The following is a 17,945-nucleotide window of genomic DNA, read 5'->3' as shown; positions in this document are numbered from 1 at the left end:
TTTGATCTGCCTCTTTTGAATTATCTCATCTGGATCTGAATCAGTAAGATAAATTCAGCTTAATCAGTGGGAAGCATCGTATTCGGTCTTCCAACCATCTACGAATGCCTTCTTAACACCATCCCAGTTTCCAGTTCCTTGGGCATAAGCCAGCAGGGCGGATCCCAGATTATTCTTCCAGTTTTCAGAAGGCATAATGGTGAAGTTCCACGTTACATCCTTCTTCCCAGATTTGGCGTCTTCCTGAGCAACATTTACCAGAGGATTATCAGATTTGATGGAAGCCATAGACTTGAAAGGAGTAACAAAGCCCATATCCTTCGACAGGGCTTTCTTGCCTTTTTCTGTCGTAATCATCCACTTAAGGAAGGCGTCAGTGGCTTTCTGATCTGCCTGGGAAGCCTTGGAGTTAATGCACAGATAGTTTTCAGAGCCAGTGGTCAGACCTTGATGCGCCTCATCACCCACTCCGATGTACAGAGGCATCATACTGATATCAGAAGCCTTAAAACCAGCTTTCTGCAGGTCAGTCCAGGCCCAGGTACCATTCTGGTAGAAAACAGCCTTGCCGGTTGCAAATTCGGAAGTAGCATCATCAGCAGTCTTGCTGGACAGCTGATTCTTTGGCGTGGTGGAATCGGTCAGATACAAATCAAAGATATCCTTATAGTTCTTCAGATAAGTACCCTTAACAGTCTTGGGCTGACCGGTAATCCCATCCTTCTGCATTTCAAAATACAAAGGCATATTGGCCAGGTGGGTCTTGAAACGCCAATCAGAGCTGGAATCAAACCCTGCTGATGTAAAAGCACCCTCTACACCCAGGTCGGACTTATGCTTCTGAATACTGTCTGCGACTGCTTTGAGAGTCTTAAAGGAGTTAATTTCCTTGATAGACTTAACCACAGCATAGGATTTTCCAACATACTTTTGCAGCAAAGCCTTATTGTAGATAATGCCGTATGTCTCCATAACGTAGGGAACAGCTTTAACAGTTCCGTCAGCCTTGAGGGCAATGTCCTTATTCTGCAAATTCTTATAAATATACGAATTACTCATATCTGCAGCATACTTATTCCAGGTAGTCAAACCGATCGGACCATTCACCTGGAAAAGAGTAGGAGCATTGGACTTTGCCATTTCAGAGCGCAGAGTCTGCTCGTAGGTGTTGGATGCTGCAGTTTGAACGGTGACCTTAACACCGGTTTCCTTGGTATAGGTGGCTGCAATCTTCTTCCACGAATCAGCTGCTTCAGGCTTGAAGTTCAGGAAGTATACCTGTCCTTTTCCGTCTGAGCTGCTGCTGCTACCGCATGCAGCTAATGTTCCCAGTGCCAGTACCGATGCAGCGACTGCGCCGATCACTTTTGTAACCGTACGATTCATCATCGAACCTTTCCTTTTTTATTACCTTGTAATTACCTTTTTTATTTTTCCTTCCATACCCGCACCCCTGCTATCGGCGATTACATCACCAATGCAGGGCGCGAATATGACTACCCCTTAACAGCGCCAGCAATCACACCGGAAATGATGTACTTCTGGCAGAAGAGATAGAAGATTATTATAGGGATAATAGCCAGAACCAGGCAGGCCATCATAGCTCCCATATCGACAGAGCCATACCCTCCCCTCAGGTATTGAACAGCGACAGAAATAGTCTTGTATTTGTTCAGATCCAGAGTCAGGTAAGGAAGCAGATAATCATTCCAAATCCACATGGTTTCCAAGATGGCTACAGATATAATACTGGGTCTCATCAGAGGAACGACAATGCGGAAGAAAGTATAAGGCACACTGGCACCATCAATCATAGCTGCTTCCTCAATTTCAGCCGGCAGCCCCTTGACCACTCCGGTGAACATGAAGACAGCAAGTCCTGCGCCAAAACCTAGGTAAATTATCCACAGACCCCAGGGGGTATTGAGACTCAGACTGTCAGCGATCTTAGACAGAGGGAACATGACCATCTGGAAGGGGACAATCATGTTAAAGAGGAAAAGGGTGTAGATCAGCTTGGCGAAGAAGTTGTTTACTCTCACAATCCACCAAGCGCACATGCTGGTGCACAGAAGAATAATGAGGACAGACCCTACAGTCACTACAACAGTCCACCAGAAGGACTGCATAAAGTCAGTTCTAGCCACCCCCAGGGTATAGTTTTCCAAGCCAACATAAGATTTTGAGTTGGGTAATTGGAAAGTATAGGTTGATGAGATGTATGTCTTTGCCTTAAAAGAATTATAGACGATGAGAATAACCGGGAAAATCCATAAGAGCGAAATAAGGATGAAAAATATGACCCAAAAAGGCTCATGCTTGACTTTCTGATTCATGCCTGCACCTCTTTGCTGGTAGTCAGACGATTCTGAAGAAGAGCAATCACGGCAACAATGATGAAGAAGACGACTGCCTTAGCCTGCCCCACACCCTGATAACCAACGCGACCGTAAAATGTATTGTAAATGTTCAGAGCCAACAATTCGCTTTGATGCCCAGGATTACCGTTAGTCAAAGCCAGGTTCTGATCAAAAAGCTTGAATCCATTGGTCACTGTTAAGAAAGAGCAGACCGTAATGCTAGGCATCATCAGGGGGATGATCACCCTGAACATGGTCTGTGTGGGGCTTGCCCCATCGACCTGAGAAGCTTCCAGGATATCGGTCGGCAGGCTCTGCATACCGGCGATATATATCACCATCATGTATCCAATTTGTTGCCAGCAGACCAAAATAACCAAGCCCCAGAAACCATAAGTGGCTGAATAAGTCAGAGACTTGCCCCAGTGAGCCAGCACTCCGTTGAGGAGGATCTGCCAGACCCACCCGAGAATAATACCGCCGATTAGATTAGGCATAAAGAAAATTGACCTGAATAGGGTCGCCCCTTTCATCACCTTGGTGAACATGTAGGCGATGGCGAATGCAACGATGTTAATAATGACTGTTGTTACAATCGTAAAGGCGACAGTAAACAGCAGTGAATGCAAAAACGTGCCGTCGGACCAGATATTCTTGTAGTTTTCGAATCCCACAAATCGCGCATCTGTGACTGTCGTAAAGTCGCAAAAGCTTAAATAAATACCAATGACAAACGGTACGATGAATCCAATGATGAAAGCAACGAAAGTAGGAAGCGTAAACCACGCCCACCACCTTCGTATTGACTTCCCTGTCATAGTAATCATAACAGCTCCCACTCTGCCTTGAGTTTTAATTTATATGTACGACCCCATTATATTGCACGTTCTAATAATTGGAAACATTGGCATGTCGCGCTATATTTGCTTCTTATTTTCCTATTTTTTCAGGCGTGTTGCCTTCCACACCCTTCCTCATATACTTCTTCAGTGTTTTCAATAATTTTACGCTAAGAAAGATATCTGAGAAAGCAAAAAGCTGCCAGAAGAAGAGGATAGGCAATCAGCAGCATCCACCGCCAGGCTGGGGATGGATATCCTTCGGTATCATTGCGTCGGTGAAGGAAGAGCACCCCAATTCCGGGAGTGAGAAGAGAAAGCGCTCCCCAAGCACCGGCAATATAGGTCAAAGTATTTTCTTTGTTGGTAAAACACAGAAAGATAACAACAAAACCTAAAATCACTATTCCTTGGTAAAGAATCTGCTCACGCAGTCCCAGCCGGAAAATATAGGCCCAGGTTAAGGCTCCAATAATAACAATTATCCGCCAAATCCAACGGGTAAACTCTTCCCTGGTCCCCAGCCACTGCCAGGCAGCAATTACCACAGCGCAGACAGGAAGAACCCACAGAGGATTCTGACTGGTCCAATCGATCCACTTTCCTGTGGACACATAATCGTACGGGGCCTCACAAACAGCAGCGAGAAGAAAAAGGATAGCACCATACCTCCAAGGCATATCTGAATCTTCAAAATGCTTGAGAAATATCCATGCCACCAGGGGAAGGCCCAGCCAGGATGACATTTCACAGGCAACAGCAAGAGTTAGCCTGGTCATACCCACCTGTGTCAGGTTAATCTGCCCTGTCCCGGCTATAACGCCGGAAATCATGGATAGGAGCATAAAAAGAATAAGAAACCAGCTGAGCCTAAAATCACTATTCCCTCGGTGACGGCGACGGGACTTTTTTTTCAATTCGCTGCTTGTAGGCATACTTCATCTCCTTTCCTCAGGAATTGACAATAAAGTCATAGACCGCACCATAATCGGGGCTATCTACAACCAAACGAGCGGTAGCAGAGTGAGAATCGATACCAGTATTGAGCAGAATCCCGTCCATGCCCAAAGCATGGGACCCCGCCATATCAGTCTTCTCCTCATTTCCTATCATCAGAGTTTTATCCGCCCTGGCTCCAACAGTTTTCACTATGTACGAAAAAAATCTGGCAGAGGGCTTCTTATAACCAATAGCCGATGAAATAAAAACTCTATCCAGGTGACTGCGCAAAGGATTCAGTTCACTTCTGGTATACAATTCTTGAGCATTGGAGGCCAAAACAGTAACAATCCCCTGTCCCTTCAGGTTGTCAAGAAAATCCTGGACTCCGGGATAGGGTCTGACCCACAGGCGGGAGGCAGATCGAAAAAGTTCTGCTGCTTCATCTATGGGATCCTTCCCTGTTTTTTTCATAAGTCCTTCCCGACCGATACCCATGAGAGAGAAAATTTTCTGGTACACTCTGGCAATATCAATTTCAATCTGGCTGCGGTTGGTTTCCAACCGGCCTTCTGCCTTTTCTATTTTCACCCGACGGCACATTTCTTCCTCTTCCAGCTGGCGAAAAACAGTTTGCAGCTGATCCGGCGAAGTGATACTTTTGGCAGCAGGTACCGCAGGTACAGGACTGTCATCGGGAATAGCCCTCGCTGCTGCGGCGTCTCCCGATTCCGCCTGCAGGGTGGTCAGATAGTCGAATAGGGCCTGCCAGGGCTTAGGTGATGATTCATCGGTACTAATATCCAGCAGGGTTCCGTAAAGGTCAAGGAATACAAACTGATACACAGCATCCTCCAGACTGATAAATTTATGGCCTACCAGTTTCCATTATAAATAATAAAAATAATAATGCCCGCCCAACCGAAGCCGGACGAGCACTAGATACTTACATCAATCTGGTAGAAATTACCCTATCAGAAAGATAAACCAATCCCTTCCTATCCTATCCCTTGACAGAACCAGACATTGCTTCCTGGTAGAAGCGCTGCATGACAATGAAGAGGATGGCGATAGGAATAGACACGCAGACCGCACCCGCTGCGAAACGTGTATACCACTGATAGATATATTCCTTCTGGAGCATGTTCCACAACCCCAGGGCAACGGTCCAACCGTGCTGGTCACGGGCGATAACCCCGGCCATCACAAAGTCCAACCAGGGGGCCAGGAAGCCAGTAATTGCCTGATACACAATCATGGGCTTGCAGATAGGAACAATAATCTTCCAGAAAACCTGCCACCGGGTGCAGCCGTCGAGATAAGCGGCCTCATCCAGAGAAGCAGGAATCGTATCCATGTAGCCCTTCATCACGTAGAAGCCGGCACCAGTACTTGCGGAGTAAACAATAATCAGGGCGATCAAAGTGTTGGATCCGCTGGTTAGGCCCATAGCCTTGAGGATGAAGTAAATAGCTACAACAGCCATAATGGAGGGGAACATGCCCAGGATTAGGGCTATGTTCATGAAAGTCTTACGGAAGTGGAAACGCAGGCGGCTCATGCAGAATGCCACAGACAGCACAAAGAACATGCTGATCAGGCAGACAAAGATGGCCACAATGAAGGTGTTCATGAACATCTGCGGGAAGTTCATGACATCCGTTTCCGTGAAAAGCTTCACATAGTTATCAAAGGTAAACTTTGTGGGGAAGAAAGTGTTCTGGTAGGCACCCTGATTCTTATTAAAGCTTTCCAGAAAAACCCAGACTATAGGGGTAATCCAGATGATACCCATCAGGGCTAGAAAAACGTGAGTAATCACGTCCAGTACCCTGCGGCGAGTCTTCTGATTCTTCAGCCCTTTGGCTCCATTGGCCAACTGATGTTCAGCAGTTGCATTACTCACTGGAATCCCTCCTCATTCTTATACGAACCGGAATTGCGATAGGTAATCAGAGACACCACGGCCAGGACCACGAATGTCAGAATACCAATCACAGCGCCGAGGCTGTAGTTCTGCTTGTCCACAGTCAGCTTGTAAAGCCAGGTAACCAGCAGATCTGTCTTGCCCGCAGTAGCTCCTACAGGGGTAGGATCACCATTAGTCAGTAGGTAGATGACATTGAAGTTATTGACGTTGCCGGTGAAGGTAGTTATCAGATAGGGAGTCATCACAAAGAAGAGATAGGGCATGGTGATCTTGCGGAAAATCTGCCACCAGCTAGCCCCATCGATCTTCGCGGCCTCATACAGCTCTGCAGGAATATTTTGCAGAATACCGGTAACCTGCATAATGGTGAAAGGAATACCAACCCACAGGTTGATCACAATAACAGTGACACGGGCCCAGGTAGCATCGGTCAACCATGGCAGAGGGCCGTTAATCCATCCCCAGGTTTCCAGCAGGCGGTTAATGGCGCCATCAGGCTGAAGCATGGTACGCATGACCAGAAGTGAAACAAACTGAGGAACTGCAATGGACATGGAGAAGATGGCCCTCCAGAATCCCTTCCAGCGGGTTGTGGGACGGTTGATGATCATAGCCATAAACAGACCCAGGAAATAGTTGAGGAAGGTTGCAAAGAAAGCCCAGACCAAGGTCCATACCAGGACACTCATAAACAGGGAAATGTTAATAGTTGAGCCTGTGGTAGAGAAGACCTGCCTGAAACTGTCGAGCCCAACCCAGGAAAACTGATCTACATGTTTATCATCATAATTGGTGAAAGCCATGGAAATCATAAAGACCAAAGGCAGGATCGTAAAGATAAAGATACCCAAGGTAGGCAGGAACATCATGGAGGTTGCCGCATGCTCGTTGGCCAGGCTGCGGAAATCATCAGCCAGTGATGGCGCATGTCCTGTTTCCCTGTCTAAGGTTTCAGCTTTGTAAGCCGAGGACATAGCCAGAGACATAACCCAGATGAAAACTAAAATAAGAACGACGGTAATAACACCATAAAGTAGAACTTCTACTGAAGGTGTTGGAGTATTGTACTTCCAATAACCGTTCACCTTAAATCTCTCGACCTTGCCGTTACCCATCTTAGGCAGTCGAGCCAAATTGTTGCCGCCTGCAACAACCATGAACCAAATGAAGCTTGCCTCTATTGCTAAAAAGGCAATACCTTTAACAAACTGCTTGTGAACCAGGTTGCCCAGCCCCATTATAAAGAAAGAGAGCTTTGCTATAACGCTTCCGTTTTTCAGAGCATGTATAAAGGAAAAACGGGATGGAGGGATATAATCCTTCCTCATCTTCTTTTTCCTTTTCTTCACCCCTGCAGACGCCTGCGCAGTTGCTGTCACAATCCACCTCCTTAAGTGGAATTGAAAAAGCGCCCGCATGGTTGAGTGCGGGCGCCTAATGAATAACTGCTTATATTACTGTAAGACTATATTGCCCGCGAGTAGTACTACACATAATACTACTTCTTGTAGGAATTAAGCCAGGCAGTAGTCTTTGCAGCAGCGTTAGACACTGTGGTCTGCTTCTGAGCAAGGGCCTTGCCAAAGGTAGTAGCAGCATCCCAATAATTGTTCATTGCAGAAATAGTAGGCTGGTTGACAGAAATCTTAGCAACAGTATCAATCTGTGCAATAGCTGCGGGATCTTTCTTCACATCAGCAGAATCTGCCAGAGTCTTGTCTGCAGGAACCACACCGCGCATAGTGTAGTGTGCCTTCTGAGCCTCGGTGCTGCCCAGGTATGCAGCGAACTTGGAAGCCCATTCAGGAGACTTGGAGTTGGGGTTGGCAGCTACAGCCTTGGAACCGGAGAAAGGCTTTATTTGGACTGATTTGCCGTTGAGAGTGTAGGAGGGAGCAGGGGCAGCAGCATAGTTGTTGCCCAAAGCAGCCTTGGCATTCTCAGCATCCCAGGTGCCGGAGAAGAAAACATCAGCCTTGCCAGCCTTCACAGCAGCCAGACCAGAACCATTAGAATCATCAGCAAAATTGGGGTTGGCAATCAGCTTGGCCAGATAAGTGGTGACAGCAGCAGCATCTGGATAGTTGATGCCAGCATCTGCGTCAGTACCATCCTTGCCAAACATGGTTCCATTGTTGCCCATGTAGAAAGCAGGGAAATACCATGCGTTGGAAACAGGGAAGGTTACCTTGCCTTTCTGAAGCATGGTGTCCAGGCTCTTGATATCGCTGGCACTGTACTTGGCCTTGTTGTAATACATGAACCAGGTATTGCCAGTGTAAGGAACACCGTAAAGCTTACCGTCAGAACCGGTAATGGACTGAACCATGGCATCGGAATTCTGTTCCTTGACCTGCTTGGCAGCATCATCAGACAGCTCAGCAATAGCGTTGGCATCCATGAGGGTACTCAGCTGGTCGTTTGCAAACATATAAACATCTGCAGCAGCCTTGGGGTCGTTCTTCACCTTCTTGCTGGCATCTCCTTCGGAGACTACAGCATTCTTCCACGTGAACTTGACCTTGGGATTAGCCTTCTCAAAATTCTTCTCCATTGTCTGCAGCCAGGAATTGTTCTTGGCCTGATCCTCTGAAGGACCCCACACGGTAAGAGCAACATTGCCACCTTCTGTGTTTCCAGCGTTGTTAGAACCGCTGTTGCCACAGGCTGACATACCAAACATCATTGCTGCAGCTGCGGCAATGCTAACTACTCGAGTGAGTTTTTTCATATATAACTCTCCTTAATCGCCCACTGCTTCGCGGGGGCTATTGTTTTGTCACGCTCGTCACAATAACCTACCATGGATGTGATTAAAACGTTCAGTTAATGGTATCAAATATGAAGACCATAAACAAATCGACACGCTTATATGAACAAAAAAATTGTGCAATTCGCCACAAAAGCTGAGTATCAGAAAGCTGAGTACCAGCTCTCACACTCCCGGTAACCCATATAGGTTACAGTAGCACGTATGACTCAAGAAGCTGACCTGACAGACCGCAGGAAGGACCTGACAGACTTAAGTAACCATCTGCCGGCCGATCCTTCTCAGATTGATACTTCCTCTCCCCACCATCCTCAATGGCTGGATGATGCGGTATTTTATGAAATTTATCCCCAAAGTTTTTTCGATTCCAACCAGGATGGGATTGGAGATATACCCGGGATTATCAGCAAGCTCGACTACATCAAATCCCTGGGCTGTACTGCCTTGTGGATTAATCCCTGTTTTGATTCCCCCTTTAAGGATGCAGGATACGATGTCCGCAATTACCGTCAGGTCGCAGCCCGATACGGGACAAATGAGGACCTGATTACCCTGTTTGAGCAGGCCCATTCCCGGGGAATCCATGTCCTGTTAGATCTGGTTCCCGGGCATACCAGCGAGGAACACCCCTGGTTCATTTCCAGCAGTCAGGATTCAACCCAGACTACAGGCCACAATCTGACCGATTATCAGGACTTCTCTCACCGGTACATCTGGACTGACAGTGCGTTCAGCGACGGGGATGGAATGCCGTTTATAGGTGGTGAAGGCCAGAGAGATGCTACCTATATTCTCAACTTTTTTAAATGCCAGCCCGCCTTGAATTATGGTTTCGGAGATCCTCACCGGCCCTGGCAGGAGGCGGCAGGAAGCAATCATCCCCTGGAAACAGAGGCGGCCATGGTAGATATCATGAGATTTTGGCTCTCCAGGGGCTGCGATGGTTTCCGGGTGGATATGGCAGATTCTCTGGTCAAGCGTGATACCGACAGGAAAACATATACTATCGCTGCCTGGAAGCGGATGCTGGCTCCTATTCACCGCGATTTTCCTCAGGCAGCTTTTGTTTCTGAATGGGGACGGCCTGACCAGTCTCTGGAGGCAGGATTTGATATGGACTTTTATCTGGATTGGCGCTGGGACGGCAAGCCCAACGGATACAACCGCCTTCTGCGCAATACAGATACACCCTTATCAAGAAAAGAAGATCTGAGCTATTTTAATGCAGACTCCCCTGTCTGCCCCCTTGACTTTTTGTCCGATTATCTTCCCCAATATCATCAGCTGCAGAAGGCTCATCCCCAGGGAAGCTTCAGCTTTATCACCTGCAATCATGACACCCCTCGGGTTGGAGGCCGACTGGAAAAGGAAGAGATTGCCCTGGCCTGGGCAATGATTTTGACCATGCCTGGAGTCCCTTTTATCTATTATGGGGACGAAATTGGCATGCGGTACCGGAGTCTAGCCACGAAAGAAGGGGGCTACCGCAGGACTGGCAGCAGAAGTCCTATGCAGTGGTCATCTTATGACAAAGACACTAACCCTGCCTGCGGCTTTTCTACGGCAGATCCGAGCGAGCTCTACCTACCCATAGATGCCGAGGGAGCAAGCAGGGGAATTACTGTTGAAGATCAGGATCAGGATCCTGATTCCCTTCTTTCTTTCGTTCGTACCCTTGTATCTCTGCGCCACAGCTATCGAGCTTTGGGCAGATCAGGAACATTCACTCCCCTCTTGGCTTCAGACAAGCACCGCTGTCTGATTTATTCCCGGCAACTACCCGAGCTGAAAGATCAGCTACCAGCCCCAGAAGATTCCGTAAAAAGGAGCGGCACGGAGGCTGAGCGGCTCATATGCGCTCTTAATCCCGGCAGGCAGGCAGAAACAGTATCTTTCTTCCTACAGGATGTGTCTGATGAAGACTGCGATAATTTGTCCCTGTCGACTGTGCTGAGATATCAGAATGGCCGCAAGGAATCTGCTCCGCTTGACTTTTCCCTGTCCCGCCCAATTGACCTGCACCGTTCAACTGAAGAAGGCAATAAATGCCAGAGGACGAGTCAGGCAGGCACAGGTCCCATTCAGGTGACTGTGACTTTGCCCGGCCAAAGTTTTATCCTTCTGAAATAAGCCCTTCTCTCCTGAAATACACTAATGAAATAGAGAAATAAATGGAATACGGCCAAGCTCGGCAGGAATGGGCCTTATGCTGCTCACCAGCCAGCTATGGCCGAAAGGCAGTCAAGAACCGCTCCCTGCCATTTAAATCTTTCACTGTTTCTGCCCGGCAAAAGCCATGGTCTGAAGCAAAAGAGCGAAGGGCAGAGCCCTGGGAAGGATCGTGCTCCAAAATCAGGCAGCCCCCTGGCTTGAGGAGGTTGAATGAGCGAAGAATAATCTGCTCTGGAATCCGCAGTCCGTCTGAAGAACCTCCATACAAAGCCTGAGGCGGATCGTAATCCCGCACTTCCACTTGTTCCGGTATCTCGGATTCTGGTACATAGGGAGGGTTAGTTACCACCAAATCCATGGTTCCATTCACATCTGTAAAAGCAGAAGGATCAGTTGCATCAGCCTGCAAAAGCCGGTATCGGCTTGGATCCGTCATGGAGGACTGGCAGATTCGTCTGGCATTTTTTTCCGTCCAGACAAGGGCTGCCTGATCCTTTTCTACTGCGTAAACTTGGGTCTGTTTATTTTCAGTTAGCAAAGACAGACCTATGACTCCGCTGCCAGCACACAAATCAATGACGAAAAATGGAAGCTCGCCATTTTTCTGTTCCAATCCAGCCAGATAATCCAAACCCAGGCTGACCAGGGTTTCCGTTTCCGGCCTGGGAATAAATACACCTGGACCAAGTGCAACATCTATGTAACGAAAAGGGGCATGCCCTACTATATATTGCAAAGGTTCATGATGGGATCGTCTGATAACTGTAGCGGCAAAGGTATCGGCATAAGCCTGTCGATCGGCAATTCTGTTGGCCCTGCAGCGACCTACCGGCTGCAGATCATTCAGGCTCATTCCCATAATGGATGCCAGAGAAATATCTGACAGGGAAACACCAAAAGCAGAGCCCAGCAAAATTTTGCTCTCATGATCTGCATGCTCAATCCCTGCTTCCTGCAGGAGCCGAGTCGTGCTGAGCAAAACATCCTGGACAGAAGTCATTAAAGAAAAAGTTAAAGGGGACTCCATATATGCTGCTCCTTGCCATAATCGCAGCGGCTGCAGGCCAGTGGACTAGATTAAAGCTTCAGTATTGCCGGCACTAAGCTGGCATTAAGTTAGCAGATAAGCAGAAGACTATCTTAAACCATCTTAAACTATCTTATACTATCTTATTTCTTCTGAGCAGAAGCCAGACGGGCTTCCTCATCTGCCTGAATATCTGAATCAATGACTGCCTGCAAATCGCCATCCAGAACCGCATCCAGATTATACGCCTTGTAATTAGTCCTATGATCAACAATACGATTTTCTGGGAAGTTATAGGTTCGAATTCGCTCCGACCTGTCCAGGGAGCGGACCTGGGAATGCCGCATATCGGCAGCCTCCTGAGCCTCTTCCTCATGCTTCATGGCTAAAAGCCGCGATTTAAGAACCCGCAGAGCGGCGGCCCTGTTCTGAATTTGAGATTTCTCATCCTGCATACTGACCACAATTCCGGTAGGAATATGAGTCATGCGGACGGCTGAATAAGTAGTATTGACTGACTGCCCGCCAGGACCGGAACTCATAAAAATATCAATCTTCAGGTCTTTGGGATCGATCTCAATCTCATCATCGTCATCATCCGCCTCAGGAAAAACAATGACTCCGGCAGCTGAGGTTTGGATTCTCCCCTGGGACTCGGTAACAGGAATCCTCTGAACCCTATGGACACCGCCTTCATACTTCAGGGAGGCCCATACCCCGTCTTCAGGGGCAACCGCGCCCTTGTTGCGGAAGGCGATTTGAATATCTTTTACCCCGCCAAGCTCAGTCATATTCTGACTCATAATCTCGGTTGCCCAGCCCCGTTTTTCGGCATAACGGGTATACATGCGCAGAAGATCACCGGCGAAAAGTGCTGCCTCTTCCCCACCAGCTCCTGCTTTTATCTCCATGATAGTGTCTCTGGCATCATCCGGATCTCGCGGGATGAGGGCTGTCCGCAGTTTTTCTTCTGCGGCAGGCAGCTTTTCTTCTAGTCTTTGAGCTTCAGCAGCAAAACTATCATCTTCAGCAGCGAATTCTTTGGCAGCGTCCAAATCATCAGACAACCGCTTGTAGTCCTGATAGGCGGTCACTATCTGTGCAAGTTCAGCATGACGGCGGCCCAATTTGCGGATTTTATCAGGATTTGAAGCAATCTCAGGCTGACTCATCTGCCTTTCAATGTCATGATATTCGTCAACAGCCAACTGTGCTGCTGGAAAATCCTCAGCTTGTGCCATATCTGGTCCTTACTACTGATATACAGATTTAAAAATAAAGTCAAGAATACAAAAACGCCAGTTCCAGCTCTGCGGAAATCTAGGCTGGAATCTGGCGTTTGAAAGAATAGCTACTTGTTCTTTTTGCCGTAGCGAGCTTCAAAGCGGGCGACACGGCCACCGGTATCAAGAATAATTTGCTTGCCGGTGTAGAAGGGATGGCAGTTGGAGCATACATCAACAGCCATATGTCCGGATGTCACAGTTGAACGTGTCACAAAGTGGTTGCCGCAGGAAGAGCAGGTAACCTCAGTGGGCACATACTGAGGATGGATATCTTTTTTCATATTTCTCCTAGGGATCTAATGGGTCCGGGTCGCCATACCCCTGCGGCAGGCGTGAACCGGAAACCGTAAGGGAGTATACACTAAATTGACGACCTGTCAAGACGCACATAGTCAGCCAGCATGGTGGGGATGCAGGGGCTTGAACCCTGGACCGAACGATTATGAGTCGTTTGCTCTAACCGACTGAGCTACATCCCCAGGAGAACATAGTAGCAAATCATTGGTAGATAAGCCCGCGATCGTGTCATACTAGCAGCTGAAAATTCCTATCTTTCCCATTTATTCTCTATGCCCAAGGCAAGGGTAAATAACTCAACTGGTGTTATGCCCAGGGCGATGCACAGTTGCCAGATCTTATCCAAACTGACAGATTTCTCTCCTCTTTCCACCCTGCCCACATACGAACGATCCATATCTGCCGCCAAAGCCAAATCTTCCTGGCTAAGCTTCTTCTCTTCCCTGTAATATCGGATTGCTTGTCCCAAAGCCAGGCGTTTGCTACGAATATCATTGGTCATGCGGCTTATCGTCCGGCGAAGAAGACATAATATCAACGGTTTATAAGCCGTATTCATAAAATAAAAAACTTAATTTTTCCTGAAACCAGAAGGGAAACTGTAGAAGATCGGGAAAAATCCCCCATACGTCTGAGTCAGACAGGTCCGATAAGATAATCGATGATATAGTGGATTAATCGGCGTAGAGAACGGAACATTAGTGGCTGAATTTATTTATCAAATGATTAATGCCCGCAAAGCTTTTGGCGATCGCGTCATCCTTGACGATGTAACCCTAAGCTTTTTGCCCGGAGCTAAAATTGGCGTGGTGGGTCCTAACGGTATGGGCAAGTCTACCCTGCTGAGAATTATGGCAGGGCTGGACACTGTCTCCGACGGGGAATCAACCCTGACTCCCGGCTATACAGTAGGCATTCTCCAGCAGGAGCCGCCTTTGGACGAAACCAAAACCGTTGGCGAAAACATTGAAATGGCTTTTGGAGATATTCAGCAGAAGGTCCGCCGCTTTAACCAGATTGGCGAAGAAATGGCTAATCCGAATGCGGATTTCGACGCCCTGATGGAAGAAATGGGCGAGCTGCAAACAGCTATCGATGCAGCTAATGGCTGGGATCTGGAAAGCCAGCTCTCACAGGCTATGGACGCGCTCCAGTGCCCGGATCCTGATACTCCTGTAAAAGTGCTGTCAGGAGGCGAACGACGGCGAGTTGCCCTCTGCAAGCTTCTGCTGGAAGCGCCCGACCTTCTCCTCCTGGACGAGCCCACCAATCACTTGGATGCAGAATCAATCCTCTGGTTGGAGCAGTTCCTCCATACCTATCAGGGAGCCGTTCTGGCAGTCACCCATGACCGCTACTTCCTTGACAATGTAGCTGAATGGATCTGCGAAGTTGACCGGGGACACCTCTACCCATACAAGGGAAACTATTCTACCTATTTGGAGACAAAGGCAAAACGTCTGGAAGTTCAGGGCCAAAAGGATGCGAAGCTGGCTCGGAGACTGAATAACGAACTGGAATGGGTCCGTTCTTCTCCCAAAGCCCGCCAGGCCAAGAATAAGGCCCGTCTGGAACGGTACGAACAGATGGAGCAGGAAGCCCGTAACTCCAAAAAACTTGACTTTTCTGAAATTCAGATTCCTCCTGGGCCGCGGCTGGGCTCCAAGGTTTTGGAAGCTTCCCATATTCATAAGGCTTTTGGAGACCGGGTTTTGATTGACGATCTGAGCTTTACCCTCCCCAGAAACGGAATTGTAGGTGTAATCGGCCCCAATGGCGTGGGAAAGACCACTCTCTTTAAGACCATTGTGGGACTGGAACCACTGACGTCAGGCAGCTTGGAAATTGGTGATACAGTAAAGATTTCCTATGTTGACCAGGGCCGCTCTGGTCTGGACCCTGCTAAGAATCTGTGGGAAGCAGTCTCTGACGGGAACGATTTTATTGAGGTTGGCGGGGTAGAAATCCCCACTCGGGCTTATGTGGCCAGCTTTGGGTTCAAAGGATCCGATCAGCAGAAATTGACTGGGGTCCTGTCCGGAGGCGAGCGCAACCGGCTGAACCTGGCCTTAACCTTAAAACAGGGAGGAAATCTGCTCCTGCTCGATGAGCCGACGAACGATTTGGATGTGGAAACTCTGGAAAGTTTGGAGAACGCCTTAATTGCTTTCCCCGGATGCGCCGTGGTTGTTTCTCATGATCGTTGGTTCCTTGACCGAATTGCCACGCATATTCTGGCCTGGGAAGGAACAGATGACAACCCTGCAAACTGGTATTGGTTTGAGGGTAATTTCCAAGCTTACCAGGACAATAAAGTGGCAAGATTGGGAGAAGAGGCTTCGAAGCCTCACCGTCTGCATCGCAAACTTACCCGCGGTTAAAGGGAAAGGAGTAAAAGTTATGTCTCCCCAAACCCCCATCGATCGAATTGTCGATGTTCTCTCTTTATCTGAGCCGACAACCAGTTTGAGACACACTTACATTAAGGGGGAAAGCCTCTACTTCCCTACCGGTCGTGTCTATGGCGGACAGGTCATTGCCCAGTCGGTGGTGGCCGCTTCTAAAACAATCCCTGAAGGCAGACTCCCCCACTCTATTCATGGCTATTTCATTACAGCTGGCGATATTCATCAAAATGTTCTTTTCGATGTGGAAAATCTTCGAGATGGACGCTCCTTTTCATCCCGGAGAGTCAACGCAACCCAAAAAGACGGTGCCATCTTTACCGCCATTACATCTTTCCAGACGCACGGGCAGGAAGGCTTTAATTTCCAGGATCCTATGCCTGATAATGTGACTGAACCAGAGAACCTTCCCAGTGTCAAAGAATTGATGAAACCCTATGAGAAGCAGTCTACCTTTGCTTCCTACTACACTCAAAAATCGCCTTTTGATATTCGCCACGTTACCCGCACTGTCCTTTTAGGAACCGATAAAAGCGATCAGGGCAGGCGCGGTCACCAGTTGGTTTGGATGAAAGCCGATGGTCGGGTGAATGCCGGCCAGGTTATCCATAGGGCTTTGCTGGCCTTGGGGTGCGATCAGATCATGATGGAACCCATTATCCGCCGATCCGGCCTGAGTTATATGACCCAGGGGATCTCCTACGCTTCTCTTGATCACTCTATGTGGTGGTATAACGACGTGGATATGAACGAATGGCTCCTGTTTGTGCAGGACACACCAGTTGCCGGTCATGGCAGAGGCTTGGGTCAGGCCAAGGTGTATTCCAGGACCGGCACACTGGTCGCTGCCATGGTCCAGGAAGCAATGATTCGGGTTCCTGTGGCCTGACAGCTGGCTGCCTTGCATACCGCTATATTGTATGGGTATATTTATTCTTCCTACTCGGCCTCCTGGTCAGCCTTTCACTCCGGATGCAGCGATAGAGCTGACAAACTGCTTTTGGAAGAGAACAAATATAACAATGACAGGAACGGTAATGACCGAGCTGTAAGCCATAATTTGTCCCCAGGAAGTCGTCATCTGCTGGAAGTATTGAACACCAATCATAACCGGCCGTAATTTTTCTGACTGGACAGCCATGAGAGGCCAAATATACTGGTTCCACATAGGCAGGAAAGTCAGGATTACCACCGTTGCTGTGGCAGGTCCGGACAGGGGCATGACAATTCTGGAATAAATCCTGAACCAGCCTGCCCCATCCACCCGGGCAGCCTCATCCAGATCCTGCGGAATCGTTTCAAAGTACTGCATATACAAGTAGATGGAGAAAGCGTTGGCGATGAAGGGGACAATCTGTACCCACAAGGTGTCAGTCCACCCCTTGGTAAAGTAGAGGCCAAACTGATCAATCTGAACCTTAGGCAGTTGATTAACCCACCAGAGCAGGGGGATGGCATAGGTTTCAAAAGGAACCATCAAGGTTGCCAGGATGAAAGTGAAAATAATCCCCTTCCCCTTAACATGAAGACGTTGAATGGCAAAGGCCGCCATGGAATTGACAATCACCCCCAGAACAACGGTAACCACAGTGATGATCACCGAGTTCAGCAGGAAGCGGCCGGCGGGAACTCGGGTGAAAACCTGAGCATAATTATCCATGCTGATGTGTCCTACAGGCAGGAATGCCCTGAGGGAGCTCAGGTCTGCCATGATTTCATCATCAGGTTTGAAACTGGAGGCCACCATAAATAGGAGGGGGAAAGCAAAGATTATTGCGAAGAAAATCCTTACTATCCATCCCCACAGGCTCACATGATTGCGCTTATATTCGCTTTTTTTGATTTCATTGTCTGCCCTCTTGTTCTTCTTTTGACGAGAACCGGCGTCAGCAGACTGAAGTATTGCGTTAGACATCATAA

At 48.2% G+C, this 17,945-nt stretch carries 16 protein-coding genes and 1 tRNA gene; 3 read left to right on the top strand and 14 right to left on the bottom strand.

The window, feature by feature from the left end:
- Positions 1-63 precede the first annotated feature (63 nt).
- The 8 genes from SCIP_RS02275 to SCIP_RS02240 form a co-directional block, all read right to left on the bottom strand.
- The gene (locus SCIP_RS02275) at positions 64-1,389 is read right to left on the bottom strand and encodes an ABC transporter substrate-binding protein (protein ID WP_006292902.1); all 1,326 of its coding nucleotides are present in this window, start codon (positions 1,387-1,389) and stop codon (positions 64-66) included.
- Between the two features lie 107 nt (positions 1,390-1,496).
- Complete coding sequence (locus SCIP_RS02270) at positions 1,497-2,336, bottom strand: carbohydrate ABC transporter permease (RefSeq protein ID WP_006292901.1); 840 nt, start codon at positions 2,334-2,336, stop codon at positions 1,497-1,499.
- Positions 2,333-3,187 carry a carbohydrate ABC transporter permease gene (locus tag SCIP_RS02265; RefSeq protein ID WP_006292900.1) on the bottom strand — a complete coding sequence of 285 codons (855 nt, stop codon included), beginning with the start codon at positions 3,185-3,187 and terminating at the stop codon, positions 2,333-2,335. The genes SCIP_RS02270 and SCIP_RS02265 overlap by 4 nt, the downstream gene beginning before the upstream one ends.
- A 182-nt stretch (positions 3,188-3,369) precedes the next feature.
- A complete protein-coding gene (locus tag SCIP_RS02260; protein ID WP_006292898.1) occupies positions 3,370-4,134 on the bottom strand; it encodes a hypothetical protein in 765 nt (254 codons plus the stop codon).
- A gap of 16 nt (positions 4,135-4,150) precedes the next feature.
- The gene (locus SCIP_RS02255) at positions 4,151-4,984 is read right to left on the bottom strand and encodes an HAD family hydrolase (RefSeq protein ID WP_006292897.1); all 834 of its coding nucleotides are present in this window, start codon (positions 4,982-4,984) and stop codon (positions 4,151-4,153) included.
- A 157-nt stretch (positions 4,985-5,141) separates the two neighbouring features.
- The gene (locus tag SCIP_RS02250) at positions 5,142-6,017 is read right to left on the bottom strand and encodes a sugar ABC transporter permease (protein WP_407695021.1); all 876 of its coding nucleotides are present in this window, start codon (positions 6,015-6,017) and stop codon (positions 5,142-5,144) included.
- A 23-nt stretch (positions 6,018-6,040) separates the two neighbouring features.
- On the bottom strand, positions 6,041-7,447 hold the full coding sequence (locus tag SCIP_RS02245) for a carbohydrate ABC transporter permease (protein WP_040590514.1): 1,407 nt from the start codon (positions 7,445-7,447) through the stop codon (positions 6,041-6,043).
- Between the two features lie 119 nt (positions 7,448-7,566).
- Positions 7,567-8,799, bottom strand: coding sequence for an extracellular solute-binding protein (locus tag SCIP_RS02240; RefSeq protein WP_006292894.1), 1,233 nt, complete (start codon positions 8,797-8,799; stop codon positions 7,567-7,569).
- Between the two features lie 243 nt (positions 8,800-9,042).
- On the opposite strand from SCIP_RS02240, the gene SCIP_RS02235 reads away from it, so the two are divergent.
- Positions 9,043-10,968 carry an alpha-amylase family glycosyl hydrolase gene (locus SCIP_RS02235; protein WP_081442800.1) on the top strand — a complete coding sequence of 642 codons (1,926 nt, stop codon included), beginning with the start codon at positions 9,043-9,045 and terminating at the stop codon, positions 10,966-10,968.
- A gap of 94 nt (positions 10,969-11,062) precedes the next feature.
- Here the strand turns inward: SCIP_RS02235 and prmC are convergent, their stop codons facing one another.
- The 5 genes from prmC to SCIP_RS02210 all read right to left on the bottom strand — a co-directional run bounded on the left by prmC (position 11,063) and on the right by SCIP_RS02210 (position 14,122).
- Positions 11,063-12,037 (bottom strand): peptide chain release factor N(5)-glutamine methyltransferase, encoded by a 975-nt coding sequence (prmC, locus tag SCIP_RS02230; RefSeq protein WP_050752365.1) that lies wholly within the window; start codon positions 12,035-12,037, stop codon positions 11,063-11,065.
- A 143-nt stretch (positions 12,038-12,180) separates the two neighbouring features.
- A complete protein-coding gene (gene prfA, locus SCIP_RS02225) occupies positions 12,181-13,278 on the bottom strand; it encodes a peptide chain release factor 1 (RefSeq protein WP_006292891.1) in 1,098 nt (365 codons plus the stop codon).
- 110 nt (positions 13,279-13,388) lie between these two features.
- Positions 13,389-13,604: a 50S ribosomal protein L31 gene (gene rpmE / locus SCIP_RS02220; protein WP_006292890.1), complete on the bottom strand. Its 216-nt coding sequence runs from the start codon at positions 13,602-13,604 to the stop codon at positions 13,389-13,391.
- A 121-nt stretch (positions 13,605-13,725) separates the two neighbouring features.
- Positions 13,726-13,802 (bottom strand) — tRNA-Ile (locus tag SCIP_RS02215).
- A gap of 68 nt (positions 13,803-13,870) precedes the next feature.
- A complete protein-coding gene (locus tag SCIP_RS02210) occupies positions 13,871-14,122 on the bottom strand; it encodes a helix-turn-helix domain-containing protein (RefSeq protein WP_006292889.1) in 252 nt (83 codons plus the stop codon).
- A 199-nt stretch (positions 14,123-14,321) separates the two neighbouring features.
- Here SCIP_RS02210 and ettA point away from each other — a divergent pair, with 199 nt between their 5' ends.
- Together ettA and SCIP_RS02200 are read left to right on the top strand one after the other, a co-directional pair.
- Positions 14,322-16,001: an energy-dependent translational throttle protein EttA gene (gene ettA, locus SCIP_RS02205; protein ID WP_006292888.1), complete on the top strand. Its 1,680-nt coding sequence runs from the start codon at positions 14,322-14,324 to the stop codon at positions 15,999-16,001.
- 19 nt (positions 16,002-16,020) lie between these two features.
- Entirely contained in the window at positions 16,021-16,914 is an 894-nt protein-coding gene (locus SCIP_RS02200) for an acyl-CoA thioesterase (RefSeq protein ID WP_006292887.1), read from the top strand.
- A 66-nt stretch (positions 16,915-16,980) separates the two neighbouring features.
- On the opposite strand, the gene SCIP_RS02195 is transcribed toward SCIP_RS02200, so the two are convergent.
- Positions 16,981-17,940, bottom strand: a complete 960-nt coding sequence (locus SCIP_RS02195; protein WP_040590512.1) for a carbohydrate ABC transporter permease — start codon at positions 17,938-17,940, stop codon at positions 16,981-16,983.
- Positions 17,941-17,945 lie beyond the last annotated feature (5 nt).

This window comes from Scardovia inopinata JCM 12537 (assembly GCF_001042695.1).
GTDB classification, from domain to species: domain Bacteria; phylum Actinomycetota; class Actinomycetes; order Actinomycetales; family Bifidobacteriaceae; genus Scardovia; species Scardovia inopinata.
This window is presented reverse-complemented; position numbering and strand designations above follow the sequence as displayed.